21 protein-coding genes and 1 pseudogene are annotated in these 18,234 nt (G+C 47.7%); 16 read left to right on the forward strand and 6 right to left on the reverse strand.

Annotated elements, in window-relative coordinates:
• The first annotated feature begins 88 nt into the window (after positions 1-88).
• Positions 89-520 carry a type II toxin-antitoxin system HicB family antitoxin gene (locus LQV63_RS30225; RefSeq protein ID WP_233699492.1) on the forward strand — a complete coding sequence of 144 codons (432 nt, stop codon included), beginning with the start codon at positions 89-91 and terminating at the stop codon, positions 518-520.
• 182 nt (positions 521-702) lie between these two features.
• Here LQV63_RS30225 and LQV63_RS30230 read toward each other — a convergent pair.
• Positions 703-1,392, reverse strand: a pseudogene (locus LQV63_RS30230) (IS3 family transposase); the annotation flags it as partial.
• A gap of 617 nt (positions 1,393-2,009) precedes the next feature.
• Between LQV63_RS30230 and LQV63_RS30235 the strand changes: the two are divergent.
• Positions 2,010-2,210 carry a DUF4318 domain-containing protein gene (locus LQV63_RS30235; RefSeq protein WP_233699493.1) on the forward strand — a complete coding sequence of 67 codons (201 nt, stop codon included), beginning with the start codon at positions 2,010-2,012 and terminating at the stop codon, positions 2,208-2,210.
• Positions 2,211-2,421: 211 nt separating this feature from the next.
• Here LQV63_RS30235 and LQV63_RS30240 read toward each other — a convergent pair whose 3' ends face one another.
• Positions 2,422-2,961 (reverse strand): GNAT family N-acetyltransferase, encoded by a 540-nt coding sequence (locus tag LQV63_RS30240; protein WP_233699494.1) that lies wholly within the window; start codon positions 2,959-2,961, stop codon positions 2,422-2,424.
• A 428-nt stretch (positions 2,962-3,389) separates the two neighbouring features.
• Between LQV63_RS30240 and LQV63_RS30245 the strand changes: the two genes are divergently transcribed.
• Complete coding sequence (locus tag LQV63_RS30245; RefSeq protein WP_019422898.1) at positions 3,390-3,695, forward strand: hypothetical protein; 306 nt, start codon at positions 3,390-3,392, stop codon at positions 3,693-3,695.
• 234 nt (positions 3,696-3,929) lie between these two features.
• Here the strand turns inward: LQV63_RS30245 and LQV63_RS30250 are convergent, their stop codons facing one another.
• Positions 3,930-4,139, reverse strand: a complete 210-nt coding sequence (locus LQV63_RS30250) for an Lrp/AsnC family transcriptional regulator (RefSeq protein WP_325175941.1) — start codon at positions 4,137-4,139, stop codon at positions 3,930-3,932.
• 63 nt (positions 4,140-4,202) lie between these two features.
• Here LQV63_RS30250 and LQV63_RS30255 point away from each other — a divergent pair, with 63 nt between their 5' ends.
• Positions 4,203-4,346, forward strand: a complete 144-nt coding sequence (locus LQV63_RS30255; protein ID WP_233699495.1) for a hypothetical protein — start codon at positions 4,203-4,205, stop codon at positions 4,344-4,346.
• A 109-nt stretch (positions 4,347-4,455) separates the two neighbouring features.
• On the opposite strand, the gene LQV63_RS30260 is transcribed toward LQV63_RS30255, so the two are convergent.
• On the reverse strand, positions 4,456-4,740 hold the full coding sequence (locus LQV63_RS30260; protein WP_233699496.1) for a hypothetical protein: 285 nt from the start codon (positions 4,738-4,740) through the stop codon (positions 4,456-4,458).
• Positions 4,741-5,130: 390 nt separating this feature from the next.
• On the opposite strand from LQV63_RS30260, the gene LQV63_RS30265 reads away from it, so the two are divergent.
• From LQV63_RS30265 to LQV63_RS30275, 3 genes are all read left to right on the forward strand, one after another.
• Positions 5,131-5,565, forward strand: coding sequence for a cell envelope integrity protein TolA (locus LQV63_RS30265; RefSeq protein ID WP_233699497.1), 435 nt, complete (start codon positions 5,131-5,133; stop codon positions 5,563-5,565).
• Positions 5,566-5,576: 11 nt separating this feature from the next.
• Entirely contained in the window at positions 5,577-6,278 is a 702-nt protein-coding gene (locus LQV63_RS30270; protein WP_019422893.1) for an AIM24 family protein, read from the forward strand.
• Positions 6,279-6,438: 160 nt separating this feature from the next.
• Positions 6,439-7,953: a VanZ family protein gene (locus tag LQV63_RS30275; protein WP_233699498.1), complete on the forward strand. Its 1,515-nt coding sequence runs from the start codon at positions 6,439-6,441 to the stop codon at positions 7,951-7,953.
• 115 nt (positions 7,954-8,068) lie between these two features.
• Here LQV63_RS30275 and LQV63_RS30280 read toward each other — a convergent pair whose 3' ends face one another.
• On the reverse strand, positions 8,069-8,368 hold the full coding sequence (locus LQV63_RS30280) for a DUF2627 domain-containing protein (protein ID WP_019422891.1): 300 nt from the start codon (positions 8,366-8,368) through the stop codon (positions 8,069-8,071).
• Between the two features lie 241 nt (positions 8,369-8,609).
• Here LQV63_RS30280 and lpdA point away from each other — a divergent pair, with 241 nt between their 5' ends.
• From lpdA to lipB, 5 genes are all read left to right on the forward strand, one after another.
• Positions 8,610-10,037 carry a dihydrolipoyl dehydrogenase gene (gene lpdA / locus LQV63_RS30285; protein ID WP_233699499.1) on the forward strand — a complete coding sequence of 476 codons (1,428 nt, stop codon included), beginning with the start codon at positions 8,610-8,612 and terminating at the stop codon, positions 10,035-10,037.
• 143 nt (positions 10,038-10,180) lie between these two features.
• Positions 10,181-11,212 carry a thiamine pyrophosphate-dependent dehydrogenase E1 component subunit alpha gene (locus LQV63_RS30290; RefSeq protein WP_019422889.1) on the forward strand — a complete coding sequence of 344 codons (1,032 nt, stop codon included), beginning with the start codon at positions 10,181-10,183 and terminating at the stop codon, positions 11,210-11,212.
• Positions 11,203-12,186 (forward strand): alpha-ketoacid dehydrogenase subunit beta, encoded by a 984-nt coding sequence (locus tag LQV63_RS30295; protein WP_019422888.1) that lies wholly within the window; start codon positions 11,203-11,205, stop codon positions 12,184-12,186. The genes LQV63_RS30290 and LQV63_RS30295 overlap by 10 nt, the downstream gene beginning before the upstream one ends.
• 83 nt (positions 12,187-12,269) lie before the next feature.
• Complete coding sequence (locus LQV63_RS30300) at positions 12,270-13,691, forward strand: dihydrolipoamide acetyltransferase family protein (protein WP_233699500.1); 1,422 nt, start codon at positions 12,270-12,272, stop codon at positions 13,689-13,691.
• A gap of 36 nt (positions 13,692-13,727) precedes the next feature.
• Entirely contained in the window at positions 13,728-14,447 is a 720-nt protein-coding gene (gene lipB / locus LQV63_RS30305) for a lipoyl(octanoyl) transferase LipB (protein WP_233699501.1), read from the forward strand.
• A gap of 97 nt (positions 14,448-14,544) precedes the next feature.
• Here the strand turns inward: lipB and prli42 are convergent, their stop codons facing one another.
• Complete coding sequence (prli42, locus tag LQV63_RS30310; protein WP_019422885.1) at positions 14,545-14,646, reverse strand: stressosome-associated protein Prli42; 102 nt, start codon at positions 14,644-14,646, stop codon at positions 14,545-14,547.
• An 80-nt stretch (positions 14,647-14,726) separates the two neighbouring features.
• On the opposite strand from prli42, the gene LQV63_RS30315 reads away from it, so the two are divergent.
• The 4 genes from LQV63_RS30315 to LQV63_RS30330 all read left to right on the forward strand — a co-directional run bounded on the left by LQV63_RS30315 (position 14,727) and on the right by LQV63_RS30330 (position 18,135).
• The gene (locus LQV63_RS30315) at positions 14,727-15,857 is read left to right on the forward strand and encodes a M20/M25/M40 family metallo-hydrolase (protein WP_019422884.1); all 1,131 of its coding nucleotides are present in this window, start codon (positions 14,727-14,729) and stop codon (positions 15,855-15,857) included.
• A gap of 83 nt (positions 15,858-15,940) precedes the next feature.
• Complete coding sequence (locus tag LQV63_RS30320) at positions 15,941-16,804, forward strand: helix-turn-helix transcriptional regulator (protein WP_233699502.1); 864 nt, start codon at positions 15,941-15,943, stop codon at positions 16,802-16,804.
• A gap of 208 nt (positions 16,805-17,012) precedes the next feature.
• A complete protein-coding gene (locus tag LQV63_RS30325) occupies positions 17,013-17,450 on the forward strand; it encodes a sigma-70 family RNA polymerase sigma factor (protein ID WP_233699503.1) in 438 nt (145 codons plus the stop codon).
• Positions 17,437-18,135 carry a DUF4179 domain-containing protein gene (locus LQV63_RS30330; RefSeq protein WP_233699504.1) on the forward strand — a complete coding sequence of 233 codons (699 nt, stop codon included), beginning with the start codon at positions 17,437-17,439 and terminating at the stop codon, positions 18,133-18,135. Before LQV63_RS30325 ends, LQV63_RS30330 begins: the two co-directional genes overlap by 14 nt.
• Positions 18,136-18,234: the final 99 nt, after the last annotated feature.

Below are 18,234 nucleotides of genomic sequence, written 5' to 3' on the forward strand. Positions count from 1 at the left end.
GTTGAGCACTTCTCTCTGCACTTCACCCAGATTTGGAATTATGCAAAATGCTCAATATATAAGTATCGGTACTAAGGAGTTGATAAAATTGAAAAATCGTTATATTTTTCCGGCAATCTTCGATTATGCCGACGATGGCATTTCCGTTGAGTTCCCAGATTTACCCGGAGCATTAACTTGCGGAGATACCGAAGAGGAAGCGTTCAATATGGCGAAGGAGTGCATTGCGCTGCATTTGTACTCGATGGAACAAGATGGCGATGATATTCCGGAACCTACTCGTGCGTTGTCCGTCGAACATGAGCCGAGCCAGACCGTTGTATTGGTCGAAGTGTGGATGCCGCCCTTCCGCGACTATATGGCGGAAAAAGCGGTCAAGAAGACGTTAACCATACCGAAATGGCTTAACGATGCAGCCGAAGAAGCAAACGTTAATTTCTCACGGATACTACAGGATGGATTAAAATCGTACCTAGGTGTGTCCGACCGTAAGTCATACGAAAAAGGCCCCGTTGAGTAAAACGGGGCTTACTTATTCTCCGCATCGTATCCGCAATATTACCGTCGTATTAGACGTCCTCTACCTTTCGAATATAATCCGTTTATAATATTAGTAAAAAGACTAAGTAGGTGATTTAATGAGTGAAAACGGTCCAGCCCCTTAATTTTGGACACTTCAGGAGATAAAAAGGACTTCTCTTACTAAAGCGCCAGTTTAAATGCACTCACTTCGTTTTTTTCGAGTTTCGCAAGAGATTCCGTAGGAGAATAGCCGTACAATCTCATGTGGATTCTCCGGTTGTTGTAAAAATCCATAAACCGATCCACTGCGGCAAAGGCTTCCTCGAAGCTCATAAACATATGGCGCTTAAAGCATTCACGTTCCAAAATGCTGTGAAAGGACTCTACATACGCGTTTTTATTCGGAGTTCGATTAGGTGTACGTTCATGGATCAGTCCGTCTACACCCTCGCAAAACTCTCTAAATTTGTTGTTTTTAAACTGTGGCCCATTATCCGTTCGGATGACTAGTGGCGTCTCTTGTACGAAGATGTTCCGACTCAGTAACGCTTTCTGGACGGTCGCCAGGATATCCTTGGTGGTACAGTCTTTTCCACAGTGGTATCCTACAATCTTTCGATCATAGACATCGATCATATTCGCTGTGTAGAAGTAACGCTGCAAGCCAGCCACGTAGCCGTATTTCACGTCCAATTGCCACAATTGATTCGGCCCAGTAACTTCCATGTTATTAGCTACCTGGTGCGGACGGACTGTTTTCAGGGTTCTAGGCTTGTCCAGGATCTCCATCTCTTTGCAAAGACGGTATACTTTTTTCTTGTTAATCTGAATGTGATGATCACGACGTAATCGTATCGTTATCTTATGGTAGCCGTAGGAGGATGTCGCCCACTGACGTAATCATACGTCGGTGGGCGTATATTTCTCGACATCCCCGAATCCACGACTCAGTAAACTCCGGTACCATCCCGCGTGACTTCGCACACCTTTATACCGCGTTTCCGAAACTCCCGTCGAACATCCGAAAGCACCGTCGTTGTACAATCCAATGCGTAATCATCTCCGTATACGGTCCCGGAGTTTTGAAGGACTCCTTGATGAGTTCGAGTCGCGTTCGAATACTGACAGAATCATCGGGAGTAAAAGATACGATTTTATCAATTCGAGTTCCTCCGTTGTTGCTCCGACAGGGGACATCATTAACCACCTCTAAACAAGAACATTCGTTCTTGTTATACCCCAATTCAGACTCTTATCAACCGAGTTTCTTCTTATTTATAATAGCGAACAAGCCCCGTTATAAAAACGGAGCCTACGTGATGCCGGCGGAGCGTTTGCGGATACATAAAGAAAGAAGTGTTGTGATGAAAATTAATGAAGTAATAAAAGATAGTGTATAATAGAATTATTAGAAGTAATCAATTATAAAAGAGGGGAGACAATCATGATGAAAAATCTTTGGAAAAAGCTTTTGAAGAAAGGTTTTTATGGTTGAATTGGATCAACTTCCAAAGAATAAACAAGAATTTTTAGATGAAATTGAACGTTATTGTATGAAAGAAAAGGTAACATACGAGTTTGTCAAATATGATAGACCTGCAGTTATTTCTATAGATAATGTTGTTTATAAATGCCAAGTTAAAAATGCAGGAAGACCAGGCTTTGTGCTTCATTTCAAAGAAAGTTAATACCACAATGATTGTTACATAAAGAAAAAGGCCCGTTGAATAAAACGGGGCTTATTTCTTTTCCTGTATCGTTTGCACTCCTTCTTGTCGGGCAACCGTTTACATTCCTTTAGCGTAAGACGGGAGAATAACGCAGAGGATACCGTCACGTTGACGAAGAGCGGACTGCATTTATGTAAACCCATCATTCACATACCGTTGAATGAATATATTAGTTTGCGAAAAACTCTTTTTCCAGAATTGAAAAATAATATTGATCAGTCCATTGATTTTGCCAAAAAAGCTCCTCTTTAAAAACAGCTTCCTTTGTCATTCCAATATGTTTCATAAGTGATACGGAACGAGTATTATTTGAATTGCACATTCCAACCACTTTATGGGCATGTAAATGTTCAAATGCGAATTTCAATAAAAGTGTGGCCGCTTCACTTCCGTAACCCTTACCCCCATATTCCGGAAGTATGGCATACCCTATTTCCCAGCTTTTTCTATATTCGATATAGCTCCAAACTTGCGCTAAACCGATGGGCGTTTTCCTTTTATCCGTTGCAATACTTACAATAAAATCATAACTGCTCGTTTGGTCGCTTTCATTGATTTTATGCAGATATTTTTCTCGAACAACTTGTTCATCCGACGGCACATCTTCTTCAAAACACCATAAGTTCTTATCACATTCTAACCTGCAAATGAAATCTAAATCATTAACAGAAATCCTTGACAGCAATAGTTTCTCTCCAAATATCTCCACAAAATACCCTCCATTATTATTAGACTATGTCTGTGAAAACTAAGGGTGAGCCGTATGTGTCTGGCGCAATGCTATATCGAACAGATTCATAAGCTGAACGAAAGCATAACGGAGACATTCAAAGGTTTAAGCCGGATGTTATCGCGCGAATACGACATGTCTAACTTCCGACTAAATTGCCATCATTTATCCCTAAGACCAATCCTGGCTGCTCCTTTTGCTTACAAGTATGATTTGGATAACCAGAACCTCTGGCAAGTTCAGCAAAAGATTGATATACTAATAATGCATCTGTTCGCTCCTTTTTTTTGTTGGTGTGGTGCTTACAACAATAAAGGAAAAGCAGATTTTTTCTATTTTCCGCCTTACGTCATCCTGCCAAGTACTGATTTCGGTTTTGAACTAAATAGAAAAGGGGAAATATGAAAATGAAAATTAATTTGGTTTTTACTAATAAAGGAAAAACGGCAATAGAAAAATTCAATAATGAAGAATTAATTGAGATATTCGCTAGATATAGTAAAACATTGGCAAAGCACTATCCGATTGATGTTACTGTTCCCACTGAGCTTAATCAGAATATTGTTGCAGAAGGTGTTATAACCGTGTTGGCTGAAAACGTAAAATGTGACGCAGTTATCTTTTTTAAAGAATTAGCTAGAGATATTAAAATCCCTTTAAATAAAAGACTTGGTGGAAAATTAGACACCGTATATAAAATAGTAGTGGTTTGATTGTCGGTAGTAGTCTATTTGAAGCCCGAAACCAAGCAATGCATGAACTATAGAAAAAGATTCGAGACATTGAAGAAGAGAACGAAATTCTAAAAAAGGTAATGCACTACTTCGCAAAGGACCGGCGCTGATCTATGGATTTGTATACTAACACCACTTTCAGCTCCGTGTCGCGAAGATGTGCTCCGTATTTCAAGTTTCTCGAAGTGGATAGTTCCTCTAAAACCAATGGAATTAGCAATTTGTAATCAATTGGTGACAATGGTCAATAAATGAATTGCATTGTGTTGTACGAAAGAGCATAAAAGCCACCGTATTCATTCCCATTTTTTCATGGGAGACCACCGTACGGTAATCCGTAATTATACCGTTTTCCTCTAATCGACGGACACGTTCCGTCACTGCCGGCTGGGTTAACCCTACACACTTACCAATTGAAGTTATAGATTATCGTGCATTCTTCCAGCAAGATCTTCTGATTAATTTGAAGAAGGTCGTGAAGTCAATGTGCCGATGCTGACGGATGCCTACGTCGCTTATGAATGCAAAGTGACCGACATCCGGACGCATGGCGATCATGATAAGAAAGCGGCTCTAACGATTTCTTCCGCTCGTCTTCTGCCCGCCCTAATCATCAGCAACCAAAAGTAATATTCTCCATTAAAAAGTAAACAGGCTTGTCCCAGTTTCGTATAAAGCAGGGCGAACAATCAGAAGTTGCTTTTGCACGACAATAGCCAGATATATTGATGCCGCCCCGTTATTTTTTTAGATTGTTCAAGCTGTCTAAAAAATCTCCGATGGAGAGGTCGCTTATTTGCTCAACAAGCTGATCCATTTGTGTCTTTTTGCGGAGAGATCCGATAAGCAGCACTTCCACTGCTTGATCTCGGTCAACGAGGATTGACTGCACTTTAAGTGAATTTGTTAACAAGGCGGCGATGACCGCGATCTGATCGATAGTCAGTTTTGGGGTACTGCTTTTTTTTTTATTGTTTTTATTTTTATCGTTACATTTTTTTTGCCGTCCTTTCGAAAAGGTCACTGACACTCACCTTCTTGTCAAATTATCCATGTTGGTTGACGAATCTATTGCAAACATGTTAAGAGACGGTTTCTTTTGGTTCAGGTATAGGTTCCACAAGACCGGATGAGAAAACAATAACCAATAAAATGACGACAATAAGCAGTACTTTTCGTTGATCCTCATCACGCATCACGGTTCCCCCTTATGAGTCCTGCATTACTGATATAGTAAGCAAAAGTGCTGTAAAAGGTTCCGGTGGTTGACCATTTTCCCCGAAAATCAACTGTTATCTAACGATTTTGTAACCTTACATTTCCTTTTCAACCGACAAAGATATGCTATAATGTTGATGGAAATTGTCGATTGATAGGTGAATAGTTGAATTCATCTCAAAAGGAGGCGGATGGTATGCAACCAAGAAAAAAAAGGGAAAGACTGGCATTATGGCTAAGTATGCTGCTCTTTTTTAGTATCATGTTCCTTGTTCCCAGTCCGTCCGCTCATGCTGGATTCCTGCAGAAGCTGTCAGAGCTTCCGGCTGATTTTGACAAGATGAAGCAGCAATATGAAGAAACACGGCAGTCACTTGAGGATGCAAAACGTCAGTCCGACGCCATGCAGCAGCAATTGCAGGCCGAGAACGAATCGCTCAGGCAGCAAAATGAGCAATTGCTCCAGCGTATTGATCAATGGGAGCAGAAAGATGTGGAAGCGAAGCTGCAGGAGAAGCTGCAATTTCGCCGGATTATGATTACTGTATTTACAGGGATTGGTCTGGTTCTGCTATATATTATTATGACCCGGGTACTGCGTATCTTTGTCTGGCGCCGAACGATGAAATAAAGGAGAAGCTGATGGAAGTCATTCAAGAAGCCCAAGAATTGCATGCACAGATGACTTCCCTGCATCTGAGCGGGGATGAGGCCGTTTATATTTTGCACCCGCGGCAAATTATCGCCTTCCAAGGCAATTCCGCCAATCGTGAGGATCGGTTCATGGACATTGCCGGGATGTACCGCAAACGCAAATTTATACAATCTAGAATCAGTGGACCGTCTTCCGTTATGCTAGGCTTGCCGAACGGTTATTGCTTAAAGACACTGCATATTACGGAGGGCAGCGATCTGCTGTTTGAATGGAAGCATATTCTGTTCTACACCGAAGGCATTCATGTAGAGCGGCGCATCCAAAAGTTGAAAAATGTGCTCATTACAAAAGAAATCGTAAAGATGAAGTTCCATGCTGACGATGGATTGTTAGGCATCTTGTCGAACGGTCCCTTGTATTCGATGCAGCTGCATCCGGAGCAGCCCACCTATGTGAATATCGGCTGCCTTGTCGCCTATCCTGAGAATGCGACGCTGAAGCCATGCGTGTATGGCAACTCGATCGCGAGTCAGAATATGAATGTTCAGTGGGAAATAACCGGAACAGGGCATGTCCTGCTGCAAACGAACATAAACGATCGTCAATTGGAGCATGATTTAGAAGGGGACGGCTTGGTTAAAAGAATCATGAGGGAGACGATACCGTTTGGCGGGATATTCATTCGTTAGACCGGATCCGAATACATAGGTACCGCTCGTTCATTAGATCATTACGAAGGCTAATGAAGGGCGGTTATTTGTTTTATTGCGTCAATGATAAAAGGTTGACAACCGCCTGTGAAGTCGGTACATTAATTTTTGCGACAATTTGATATAGGAAGGATTATTCATGAACACATATTTGTTTCCGATTAAGATTGCCCTCATTACATTTCCTTTCGTAGCGCTTTTTTTGACGCTCCCGTTTCTGATCGTGCAATACCGCAAATACGGCTACGTTAATAAAGTGCGTTCTCTCGTGCTGTATTCCATGCTGCTTTATTTTATTTCCGCTTTTTATCTCGTCATTTTGCCGCTGCCTGCGCAAACACATAATTGCGTGGAGCGGTCGAGCGCCGTATTTGAGCAGCTGAGGCCGTTTCAATTCGTTCGCGATATTGTGAAAGAATCCAGAGTTGAATGGTCACATCCGAGCACCTATGTCTATTTGTTGCAGGAGCGGGCATTTTTTCAAGCGGCGTTTAATATGGTGCTGACACTGCCGCTAGGAGTGTACTTGCGCTATTACTTCCGCCGCTCCTTCTTGCAGACGACCGTGATTGCATTGCTGGTATCCTTGTTCTTTGAAGTAACGCAGCGTACCGGGTTGTATGGCATTTACGACTGTCCGTATCGCTTGTTCGACGTGGATGATCTGCTTCTGAATACGTTAGGCGGTATGGCCGGATTTTTGCTGGCGCCACTGATTACGTATTTCCTGCCTCGTTCGCATCAATTGGACGATAAAGTCGATTTGAAGAGCAAGCCGGTTGGATTTATCCGCAGAGGTATCGCCGTATGGCTCGATTCAATAGTCTTGTCCATCGTGATGGGCTGCGTGTACATCGTGTTCACTGCTCTAGTATATAAAGAAAGAATGGCGAAATTCGATTTACTAAGCATGAATCCTATTTATTTGGCAGCGGGCATATTCATCTACTTCATTGTGCTGCCGCTATTTACGGAAGGCAAGACGTTCGGTAAATGGGTGACACGGATTCATCTGCAAGAAGACCGATTGGATTCAGAAGAACAACAACGTGTCGTATCCTTCTCTGGATTGCTCAAACGGTACGGGATTCTCTATTTCGGTGTTGGCGGCATCAACTACGTGTTCTGGTATGTATTGAATTTCAACGAAGTGATGGATTCCCCTCTTGTTATGGTAGCGATTTTCTTGGCGTGGCTCATTTTCAATGGAGTGCTGTTCATTCATCTCTTGCTTCATTTGTTTAAAAAAGATAAGCGTCTTTTCTACGAAAAAATAAGCGGCACTCGAAACGTCATTATGATACCGGAGCGCATGCTGCGCGATATGGATCTGCTGCCGACCACTCCGGAAAAAGAAGAAACGATGAATGAGGAGGCGACGAAACGTTCTCCTGACACATCGTATAACGATACAAATGAAGAGCCGCTTCACGATGCGCAGGAACTGCCGTCAACGAGCGAAATGGAATCTGAACGTACCGAGCCGGAACAGCTCTCAAAAGAGGAGTTCATCGCTCAGGAACTCGCCAGACTGAAGGCGAAGTTGGCGCAATCGGGTTCAACGCCGGCAGGCTCCGAGCAGGATGGATTAACAAGCGGTGGCACACAACGTACTGCCGGGGACCGTCCAGCTGACGAAGACAAAGGCAAGTAAAGCGGGAGCTCTAGCCGCGCAGACAGGGCGGACTCTTACGGACGAAAGGTGCAACCGCCCTATCCATAGAGTAAGGCCCCTTCCCACGAGTCAAGTCGAATGGAAGGGGCCTTTATTATTTCAATGAAGCGGGCTTGGGCCGCTTCTTGCGGAAGCGGGCCGCCACATAGTTGCGCTTGCGGTCACGATAGAAGATCCATCCGCCGATAAAGCCTGCGCCAATGAGGAACAGTACAAGTCCGCCTAAAAGTGACAACCATCCGAATGCCGGGTTGGCGATTGCATCATTCCCTTTGTCGGCGATGTATTGGAAGATGACATTTTTCATAACGAGAAAGCCGTATGTAGCCGCTATGCCTGGCAGGACAAGCAACAATATGGCGATAAAACGAGTGATGACATGCGTCTGCTTCATAATGATATCACCTGTCAGTTCATTGTTAGATTCGTCTCCCCTTATCTTATCGTGATTTGCAGCACATGTCTAATCTTTCCTGCTCCTGCTGGTGTGCGCATCTGGGAAACATGTTTGGCGGGTGAACAAAAAGAGAGTACAATAGAACCATTGGAGTTGTACGTTTTATAGAGGTTGTTCAGAAAGTTCCATTTTGAACATGCGCTTATAGCGGAAATATCGTCTAAAGGAGTGTTGATCAATGACAAAACAAGTGGACGTCGCCATACTCGGTGGCGGAACGGGTGGATATATTGCAGCAATCGCGGCTTCGCAAGCAGGGAAGAAGGTAGTTGTCATCGAACGGGAGAAGCTGGGCGGAACCTGCCTGCATCGCGGCTGCATACCGAGCAAAGCGCTATTGCGGAGCGCAGAATTATATAGACAAGCACAGAATAGCAGCACGTTCGGTATCGAGATCGAAGGAGTAAAGCTGAACTTTGAGCGCGTGCAATCCCGGAAGCAGGAAGTTGTCGAGCAGCTGCATCGCGGAGTGCAATTCCTGATGCGCAAGCACCATATCGAAGTCATCCAAGGCAATGGACGAGTTATGGGGCCGTCTATTTTTTCGCCGAAGAGCGGCTCAGTAGCCGTTGAGTGTGATAACGGAGAAGCGGTGACGCTCGTTCCGAAGCAGTTGATTATAGCGACAGGTTCAAGACCGCGTGCATTACCAGGACTTCAAGTAGATGGAACCTATGTGGTGACGACGGATGAGGCGCTGGAATGGACGGCTTTGCCGCGTCGCGTCGCCATCGTGGGAGGCGGAGTTATCGGAATGGAATGGGCGTCCATGCTCGTCGATTTCGGCGTGGAGGTGGATGTCATCGAAGCTGCCTCGCATATCGTGCCGCAGGAGGATGAAGATACCTCGCGCGAGCTTGAGCGGCAGTTGAAGAAGCGAGGGGCCCGTATACATACGCAAGCGAAAATACAAACTGAAGAAATACATGTGGATGAAGCTGCCGGCGAGGTGCATTTGCTCGTTGAAGTGGGTGGAGAGACATCTAGCATAATTGCAGACAAGCTTCTCGTATGTATAGGCAGACAAGCCAATATTGAAAATATCGGACTGGAAAATTCAGGAGTCGAGTCTGCGGATGGATTCATCCGAGTCAATGAATGGATGCAGACGAATGAACCACATATATATGCGATTGGCGATGTGATTGGCGGACTCCAGCTTGCCCATGCAGCCTCCGCAGAAGCGCTCGCCGCAGTTAGCCACTTCAATGGACAGGCAGCTATTTCCCTCGATTACCGTCGTATTCCGCGTTGTATCTACTCGATGCCGGAAGCGGCTTCTATAGGTTGGACGGAGAAGGAAGCGAGAGCAGCCGGAATGGATATTCAAGTGAGCAAAATGCCGTTTCAAGCGATTGGCAAGGCCATCGTGCACGGGGAAACGGACGGATTTGTGAAAGTGATCGCCGACGCGAAGAGCAGCGACTTGCTTGGTGTTCATATTGTCGGTCCGCATGCTACCGAATTGATTGGCGAGGCGGCAGTGGCCAAATGGCTGGATGCCACGCCATGGGAAATGGGCCATGTCATTCATCCGCATCCATCTCTGTCTGAAATTATGGGAGAAGCGATGTTGGCGATGGAAGGGCGATCGTTAAGCATGTGACAAGCTGGACGGATCTGACGTTTTCTTTTTCAAAAGGTTAAGGTTATAATAGTGTTAGGCTCAAGTCTTAGTACCTGGTATTATGTAATGAATTGCTTGACCGGAATGGACGGATTACGTTGATATTAAAGGAGGATGACTCCATGACGCCTGACGTGACTGTTCGTCAGAAGATGAAGCATGAAGAACTCGGATTAACGAATGCGCAAGCCATTGAAATGTACCGCATGATGGTGCTTGCCCGTAAATATGACGAACGCGCGTTGCTGCTGCAGCGTGCCGGGAAAATTAACTTCCATGTCTCCGGCATCGGCCAAGAAGCGGCCCAAGTCGCAGCCGCATTTGCCCTTGACCAGAATAAAGACTATTTCTTGCCATATTACCGCGATTACGGCTTCGTGCTGTCTGTCGGCATGACCGTGCGCGAATTAATGCTTGCCCTGTTCGGGAAAGTGCAGGATCCGAACAGCGGCGGACGCCAAATGCCGGGCCACTTCGGCTGCAAACGGCTGCGTATCGTTACCAGCTCCAGTCCGGTAACGACTCAGGTTCCGCACGCTGTAGGCATAGCGCTTGCCGCTAAGATGCGTAAGGAAGATTCGGTGTCCTTCGTCACCTTGGGAGAAGGCTCTAGCAATCAGGGAGATTTTCATGAAGGCTGCAACTTTGCGGGAGTCCACAAAGTACCGGCTATCATCATGGTTGAGAACAACCAATATGCGATTTCGGTGCCTATCGCCAAGCAGGTGGCCGGTCGAATTAGCGATCGGGCGCTAGGCTACGGATTCCCAGGAGTGCGCGTCGACGGCTGTGATGTGCTGGAAGTATTTCGCGTCATGAAAGAAGCGCGTGAACGGGCGGTGCGCGGTGAAGGACCGACGCTGATCGAAGCGATGATGTACCGATTATCGCCTCACTCCACTTCAGACAACGACTTGGCTTATCGGACGAAGGAAGAAGTCGACGCGAATTGGGAGAAGGACGGAATACCTCGCTATAAAGCGTATTTGATGGAATGCGGCATTTGGTCGGAAGAAGATGAGGCCAAGCTGCTTGCGGAATTGAAAGCCATTATCGACGATGCGACGGCTTATGGGGAACAGGCTTCATTTCCACAGCCGGAAGATGCATTGACACATGTCTACGCAGAGGAGGAACGCGGAACATGGCAGTAATGGAATATATCGACGCCATTCGACTGGCGATGAAAGAAGAGATGGAGCGCGATAGCGAAGTGTTCGTGCTTGGGGAGGATGTCGGCGTGAAGGGCGGCGTCTTCACCACAACGAAAGGGCTGTATGAGCAATTCGGTGAGGAGCGTGCGTTGGATACGCCACTGGCCGAATCGGCAATTGCCGGGGTCGCTATCGGTGCGGCCATGGTTGGGATGAAGCCGATTGCGGAAATGCAATATTCGGACTTCATGTTCCCGGCAACGAACCAGATCATTAGCGAAGCGGCCAAGATTCGCTACCGTTCCAACAACGATTGGACGTGTCCTTTAGTTATCCGAGCCCCTATCGGCGGCGGAGTGGCAGGCGGATTATATCATTCTCAATGTCCGGAATCAGTCTTTTTCGGGACGCCGGGACTCAAGATTGTTGCTCCGGCCACGGCTTACGATGCGAAAGGCTTGTTAAAAGCCGCGGTGCGCGATCCCGATCCGGTCATCTTTTTTGAGAATAAGAAGTGCTATCGGATGATTACAGGAGACGTTCCGGACGACGATTATATTGTGCCTATCGGTAAGGCGAATGTACTGCGCGAAGGGACGGATATTACCGTTATTGGCTACAGCCTGCCGCTTCACTATGCCCTTCAGGCTGCTGAGGAATTGGCGAAAGAAGGCATTAGCGCGCACATCCTCGATCTGCGCACCATTCAGCCGCTCGATCGTGAAGCCATTCTTGAGGCTGCAGCGAAGACAGGCAAGGTTCTCATCATTCATGAAGATAATAAGACAGGCGGAGTGGGCGCCGAAGTGTCTGCTATCATTTCAGAGGAACTGCTGTATGATTTGGATGCTCCAATCAAGCGGCTGTGCGGACCGGATATTCCGGCAATGCCGTTCAGTCCTCCATTGGAGAAGTTCTTCATGTTAAGCAAGGATAAAGTAAAAGAAGCGATGCGTCAGCTGGCGCTATTCTAATGAACGGGAACTATCGATCGAGGACACGGGAGCGTCAGCATCCTGCTGTTCCTCTGCCGGTTCAAGAACGGGAGTGAGAAACAATGTCTTCAGACAATGTAAAAGAAGTAACCATGCCGCAGCTCGCGGAATCACTCGTGCAAGCTACAATCGGGAAATGGTTAAAGCGTCCCGGCGAATCGTTCGATGCGTACGAACCGATCTGTGAAGTGCTCACTGACAAGGTCGTAGCAGAGATTCCAGCAACGGAAGCTGGGGTCATGAACGAAATCTTGGCGCAGGAAGGTGATACGGTCGCTGTCGGCGCCGTAATTTGCCGTGTGCTGCCGGAAGGAGCTCCAGCACTGGCAGTGGCTGCACCAGCGGCAGTAGAGGCAACACCATCGATTCCAGCGGGGACGACGATTAGCGGGACGGCTCAAGGCCAGGAAATGCGGCAGCGGTATTCACCAGCCGTACAACGTCTGGCGCAGGAGCATGGTGTTGACTTGCTAAGCGTGAACGGAACAGGACAGGGAGGACGCATTACGCGCAAAGACGTGATGGCTGCGATCGAGTCCCATGCAGAGGCTACGATGAAGCCGCAGACTTCAGCGCATGCCGCTTCTGCGACGACACCAGCAGCAGGCCGCGGGACGGCCACGGCGTCTCCCTTCGCGTCAGTCAGCAGCAGTCAGCCTTCGCAAGGAAGTGATGCGAATAGGGGCTCCATGGAGGCAAATGTGACGGTACGTCATTCAGGGCTTCATCTTGGCGAGACGCCGCGCATCCCATCGATTGAAGTCGAAGGACGGGACAGAGCGGGACATGGGGAATCGTTTATTGACGTGACTCCGATTCGTCAAACTATTGCGAGAAATATGCGTCAAAGCGTATCGGAAATCCCGCACGCGTGGACGATGATCGAAGTTGATGTGACGAACCTGGTGCTGCTGCGGAGCAAAATAAAAGATGAATTCAAACGCAAAGAAGGGATCAACTTAACTTACTTGGCGTTTGTCCTGAAAGCTATAGTTAATGCGATTAAAGATTATCCGATTATGAATTCCCACTGGGCAGTTGACAAAATTATCGTAAAGCGCGATATCAATTTGTCTTTGGCAGTGGGCACAGAGGATTCGGTATTGACGCCGGTCATCAAGCAGGCGGATCAGAAAAACATTGCCGGGTTGGCGCGTGAAATTGAGGAATTGGCCCGCAAGACACGGGAGGGACGCTTGCGGCTCGACGATATGCAAGGCGGCACGTTCACCGTTAATAACACGGGGTCGTTCGGATCGATTCTGTCTTATCCGATTATTAATTACCCGCAAGCAGCTATTTTGACCTTCGAATCCATTGTGAAGAAGCCTGTCGTCATCAACGATATGATTGCCGTCCGCTCTATGGCCAATATGTGTCTGTCCTTGGATCACCGCATCTTGGATGGCGTAATCTGCGGGCGCTTCCTGCAGCGCGTCAAGGAGAACCTGGAAGGCTATTCGCTGGATACGAAGGTATATTAAGCACGGGCACGAATCGACAGAAGAAAGCGTGAGACGATGAACCCTAACAAGGTAATGATAAGCTCAGGAAAAGCTATAAACGTTCACTATTTGGATCGAATCGACTATGGGGCCGCTTGGGATAAGCAAAAAGAAATGGTGCACGCTATCGATGACGGTACGGAGCAAGATTCATTGCTCCTTCTGGAGCATCCTCCGACCTATACCATCGGCTCGCAGCGCCATCCCGAGCATCTGCTGCTCAGTCCGGAACAGCTGCAGCAGCAAGGAATCGCGGTCTATGAAATCGATCGCGGAGGGGATATTACATACCATGGTCCAGGGCAATTGGTAGGATACCCTTTGCTGTTGCTTGAAGGTCCCCAGCTCGATTTGCACGGCTATTTGCGTTCTTTGGAAGAAGCCATCATTCAATTCCTGGGAACGTTCGGCATCGAAGGCAGCCGTAAACCGGAGTATACTGGCGTATGGGTGGGAAATCTGAAGATTGCTGCCATCGGCGTCAAGTTCAACCGCTGCCGCCACCGTCGTGGATTCGTGACGAGTCACGGCTTTGCCCTGAACGTAAAGAGCGGCATACAGCATGAAGGCTTTAGCGGAATTATCCCTTGCGGGATAAGCGAATATGGCGTCACCTCATTGGAGGATTGCACAGGTCAGACCTTCTCCGTGAACCAGGTAGGACAGATGCTGCTGCCGCATGTCACACAAGTGCTGGGCTTTGAGCGCGCGCTCATCAGGACGCAGCTGCAATAAGCCTGTCTGAGCGCATTACGCGAAATATAAGAGAAGCCATGCATGAATGCATGGCTTGTCCCATAAGCTGCTTGCTCTGTATGATGCGGCTCCCAGTCTAACCGAATATGAAAGGTTCAATGAGGGCAAATAAGGTCGACCCGATCATGGCAGCCAGCATGAGGTAAACCACAATTTTAAACCATTTAGTTGATTTCACGGTATAAAGAACTCCTTTCTACGCAATACATGATGCACTTCTCACTATTTTAACTAAGAAATCGTCTGGAGGAAAGCGAAATGGTCCAACAGGAAAGACTTGTGCAACATTTTATGGAATTGGTGAAAATCGACAGCGAAACGAAGCACGAGCGTGTCATCTGCGATACGCTGAAGCAACAATTCGAAGCATTGGGCTTGCGCGTTACGGAAGATGATACGACAGGGACGACCGGTCATGGCGCAGGGAATTTGATTGTCACTTGGCCGGCAACCGAAGGAACGGACGGAGCGAAGCGCTTGTTCTTCACTTCCCACATGGATACGGTGCAACCAGGCAACGGAATCAAGCCGCAGCTTGGCGAGGACGGCTATATTCGCAGCGACGGTACGACCATTCTCGGCTCAGATGATAAAGCCGGTCTTGCCGCTATGTTCGAAGCGATCCGGGTCATTCAAGAGAACAATCAGGCGCACGGACAAATTCAGTTCATCATTACGGTTGGCGAAGAATCTGGCCTCGTCGGCGCGCGTGCGATGGATGCGAAGCATTTGGAAGCGGACTTTGGTTATGCGCTTGACTCCAACGGGGAGATCGGAGCGATTGCGGTAGCGGCGCCGACACAAGCGAAGATTACGATGGAAGTGTATGGCAAATCCGCGCATGCAGGCGTGAATCCAGAAGATGGCATCAGCGCGATTCAAGTGGCCAGCAAAGCGATTTCCCGCATGCCGCTGGGACGGATTGACCACGAAACGACGGCGAACATCGGTCGATTTGCAGGCGGCGGCGCGACGAACATCGTGTGCGACTATGTAAAATTGGATGCGGAAGCACGCAGCATCGTGCAGCATAAGGTGGAAGCGCAAGTGAAGGCAATGAAGGAAGCGCTGGAAAGCGCGGCTGCCGACTGCGGCGCGCGTGCGGAATTCAAGAGCGATATCGTATATCCGGCATTCAACTTTACCGAGAAGGACGAAGTGGTGCAGCTGGCGCAGCGTGCCGTCGAACGCATCGGCTCTACCGCTCGCTTATTTCATTCCGGCGGCGGCAGCGATGCGAACATCTTTAACGGCATGGGCGTGCCGACAGTGAACCTTGCGGTCGGTTACTTGGATATCCATACGACGAAAGAGCGGATTCACGTATCTGATCTGGTGAAGACGAGCGAGCTTGTCTTAGCGCTCATTCAAGAGGCTGCTCAGTCCTAATAGGCACAGACAACTTTAACAACGCTGAACGCAAGCAGGACAGCTCCATTCTGCCCGGCTCATCCGTGAAGGGGGAGAGATCGTTGTCTTTCATTCATCATACCAGCATGTTCGAATTGCAGTACCGGAATGCGGCGCCTTACGAGGTGCCGCACTTTCATTCCCATTCCAGCTATGAGATTTACATGTTCCATGCCGGGAAAGTGCACTATCTGATCGGCGATCAAATATATATGCTGGAGCCGGGCGATCTGATTCTAATGCATGGTCTCACGCTGCACCGGCCGAATATCGATACCTCTTATCCGTATGTGCGCTCCATCATCCATTTCGATCCGCGCTATGTCGAGGCGGTTCATCCCAATTTGCTTGCCGAATCCAGAGATGATGTGCTGCGCCCGTTTCGGGAATTGAAGTATGCGCGTTTGAAGCTCCCGAGTGCTCATCAGGAAGAAGCAGAGCGGCTGCTGACGCGCATGAAATCCTTCGCAGGACGAAGCGATTTCGTCGGGGAGCGCCGGATGCAGCTGGCATTTTTGGATTTGCTTTATTGCATATACGACTGGTGCAAAGAGCCTATGGCGGCGTTGCCGCCGGCAGGCGAACGCGAGAAGCACGTGCAGGAGACGATTCGCGTCATCGAAGGCTGCTATCAAGAAGATGTGACGTTAGACGATATCGCCGAGCGACAGCATCTGAACAAATATTATTTGAGCAAAGTGTTCAAAGACGTAACCGGTACGACGGTGTTCACGTATTTGTATCACCGCCGTATTAATCAGGCGAAGGTGTGGTTTTTGACGGAACCGCAATGGAGCGTCACGGATGTATCCTTTCGCGCGGGATTCAAGCACTTGCCTCATTTCTCACGGCTATTCAAGCAAATGGTTGGTTGCACTCCCGAACAGTACCGCAAGCAGTTGTTCAGCTCTCCCGAGAAGCAGTAGCTTCTTGGGAGTTTTTTTATGAAAACATAAAAATATGGAACCGAGCGGAGGCGTGCCCTATCTAACTAATTAGAATCAGATGAATAGAGGAGGAGCATGGATGTGCAAATCGTAGAAGATGTGAGGCTTGCTCAACAGGGAGATTGCGAAGCTTTCAATTGCCTCATATCCGGTGTAGAACGCTAGCTTGTATGGAGTGGCCCGCTCGATGCTCAGACGGGATGAAGATTGCGCCGACGCGATACAGGAGGCCATCTTAAAAGCGTTTCGAGCAATACATACGATTAGGGAGCCTGCTTATTTCCGTACGTGGATGTTCCGCATTGTCATTAACGAATGCCGGCAAATAATGAGCAGGCAACAAAGAATCGTAGTCGTGGCCGAGCTTCCGACATTGTCTTCACCCGCTTCCGACTATGAAAATATTGAATATCTCGATCTTGTCGCTGCTATCGATCGGCTCGAAGAAATGCATCGTATCGTCATCACCTTGCATTATTTTGAGGATATGACGATTAAGGACATTGCCGAGCTTCTCGAGACAACGGAAGGAACGGTGAAGTCCCGTCTCTATCGGGCCCGGTCGGTTCTAGGAAAATATATTGACAATCCCTACGAAAGGAAGAACGACTATGAAACGTGTTGAACTGGATCAAGTTGTGAAGCAAGCCGTGGCCAAGAGACCCGATGATTTGCCGGATGTAATCAGACAACGTTTCGATCAGACATATGCCGCTTTGCGGGCTACGCCAGTCAAGCATCCCGCTGCTTTGCCTGAGGTCGTGAAAGAACGAATCGAACAGTCTTACAATTCCCTGAAAGAGTATCCATCGAGACGCACAAGAGGCCGCTCCCGCAAAGGGATGATGACAGCCGCAGCAGCAACTGTCATCGGCTTCGGCATTATCGGTTCCGGGTTCGTATCCCCGACGATGGCGCAAACCTTGAAGCAAATTCCATTCCTTAATTCTGTCTTCAAAGTCGCAGGTGATTTGGGTCTGCAGGCGGCAGATGAGAAGGGTCTGGTTGATGATGTCAATCAGAGCGTGACGAATAGCGGTGCAACAATCGATGTGTCAAAGGTCATTTATGATGGAGCAAGACTATCCATCGGCATCGTTCAGCCAGCGCCCGGGCGGGACATTAAGGGGGTAGAGCTATTCATCGATGGAATGAACGAACATTTTGGGCACAGTTATACGGATCCCATCCCTTCTGAAGACGGCAAAACGGTAAACAGCGTGTATAATTTCACCCCGAATTGGAATCTGCCTGATGAGTTCGAATTGTCGCTGCATGTTTATCTATATAAGTTGAACGAAAGAAGATAGCAATCAAAGTCTAACGCATAGGCGGTCAATGATGGCATGAGGGTACTTCATGATTTCATCCATAAACTGCCCGACACGCAGACGGATTTCGGAAACGGT

The sequence above is a fragment of the Paenibacillus profundus genome, from assembly GCF_021369635.1.
GTDB lineage: Bacteria > Bacillota > Bacilli > Paenibacillales > Paenibacillaceae > Paenibacillus_B > Paenibacillus_B profundus.

Bases quoted from the DNA above. Each gene is read 5' to 3' on its own strand.
- LQV63_RS30235 (WP_233699493.1), top strand. From the start codon at position 2,010: ATGGTTGAATTGGATCAACTTCCAAAGAATAAACAAGAATTTTTAGAT.
- LQV63_RS30245 (WP_019422898.1), top strand. From the start codon at position 3,390: ATGAAAATTAATTTGGTTTTTACTAATAAAGGAAAAACGGCAATAGAA.
- LQV63_RS30265 (WP_233699497.1), top strand. From the start codon at position 5,131: ATGCAACCAAGAAAAAAAAGGGAAAGACTGGCATTATGGCTAAGTATG.
- LQV63_RS30270 (WP_019422893.1), top strand. From the start codon at position 5,577: ATGGAAGTCATTCAAGAAGCCCAAGAATTGCATGCACAGATGACTTCC.
- LQV63_RS30275 (WP_233699498.1), top strand. From the start codon at position 6,439: ATGAACACATATTTGTTTCCGATTAAGATTGCCCTCATTACATTTCCT.
- LQV63_RS30280 (WP_019422891.1), bottom strand. From the start codon at position 8,368: ATGAAGCAGACGCATGTCATCACTCGTTTTATCGCCATATTGTTGCTT.
- lpdA (WP_233699499.1), top strand. From the start codon at position 8,610: ATGACAAAACAAGTGGACGTCGCCATACTCGGTGGCGGAACGGGTGGA.
- LQV63_RS30290 (WP_019422889.1), top strand. From the start codon at position 10,181: ATGACGCCTGACGTGACTGTTCGTCAGAAGATGAAGCATGAAGAACTC.
- LQV63_RS30295 (WP_019422888.1), top strand. From the start codon at position 11,203: ATGGCAGTAATGGAATATATCGACGCCATTCGACTGGCGATGAAAGAA.
- LQV63_RS30300 (WP_233699500.1), top strand. From the start codon at position 12,270: ATGTCTTCAGACAATGTAAAAGAAGTAACCATGCCGCAGCTCGCGGAA.
- lipB (WP_233699501.1), top strand. From the start codon at position 13,728: ATGAACCCTAACAAGGTAATGATAAGCTCAGGAAAAGCTATAAACGTT.
- LQV63_RS30315 (WP_019422884.1), top strand. From the start codon at position 14,727: ATGGTCCAACAGGAAAGACTTGTGCAACATTTTATGGAATTGGTGAAA.
- LQV63_RS30325 (WP_233699503.1), top strand. From the start codon at position 17,013: ATGCTCAGACGGGATGAAGATTGCGCCGACGCGATACAGGAGGCCATC.
- LQV63_RS30330 (WP_233699504.1), top strand. From the start codon at position 17,437: ATGAAACGTGTTGAACTGGATCAAGTTGTGAAGCAAGCCGTGGCCAAG.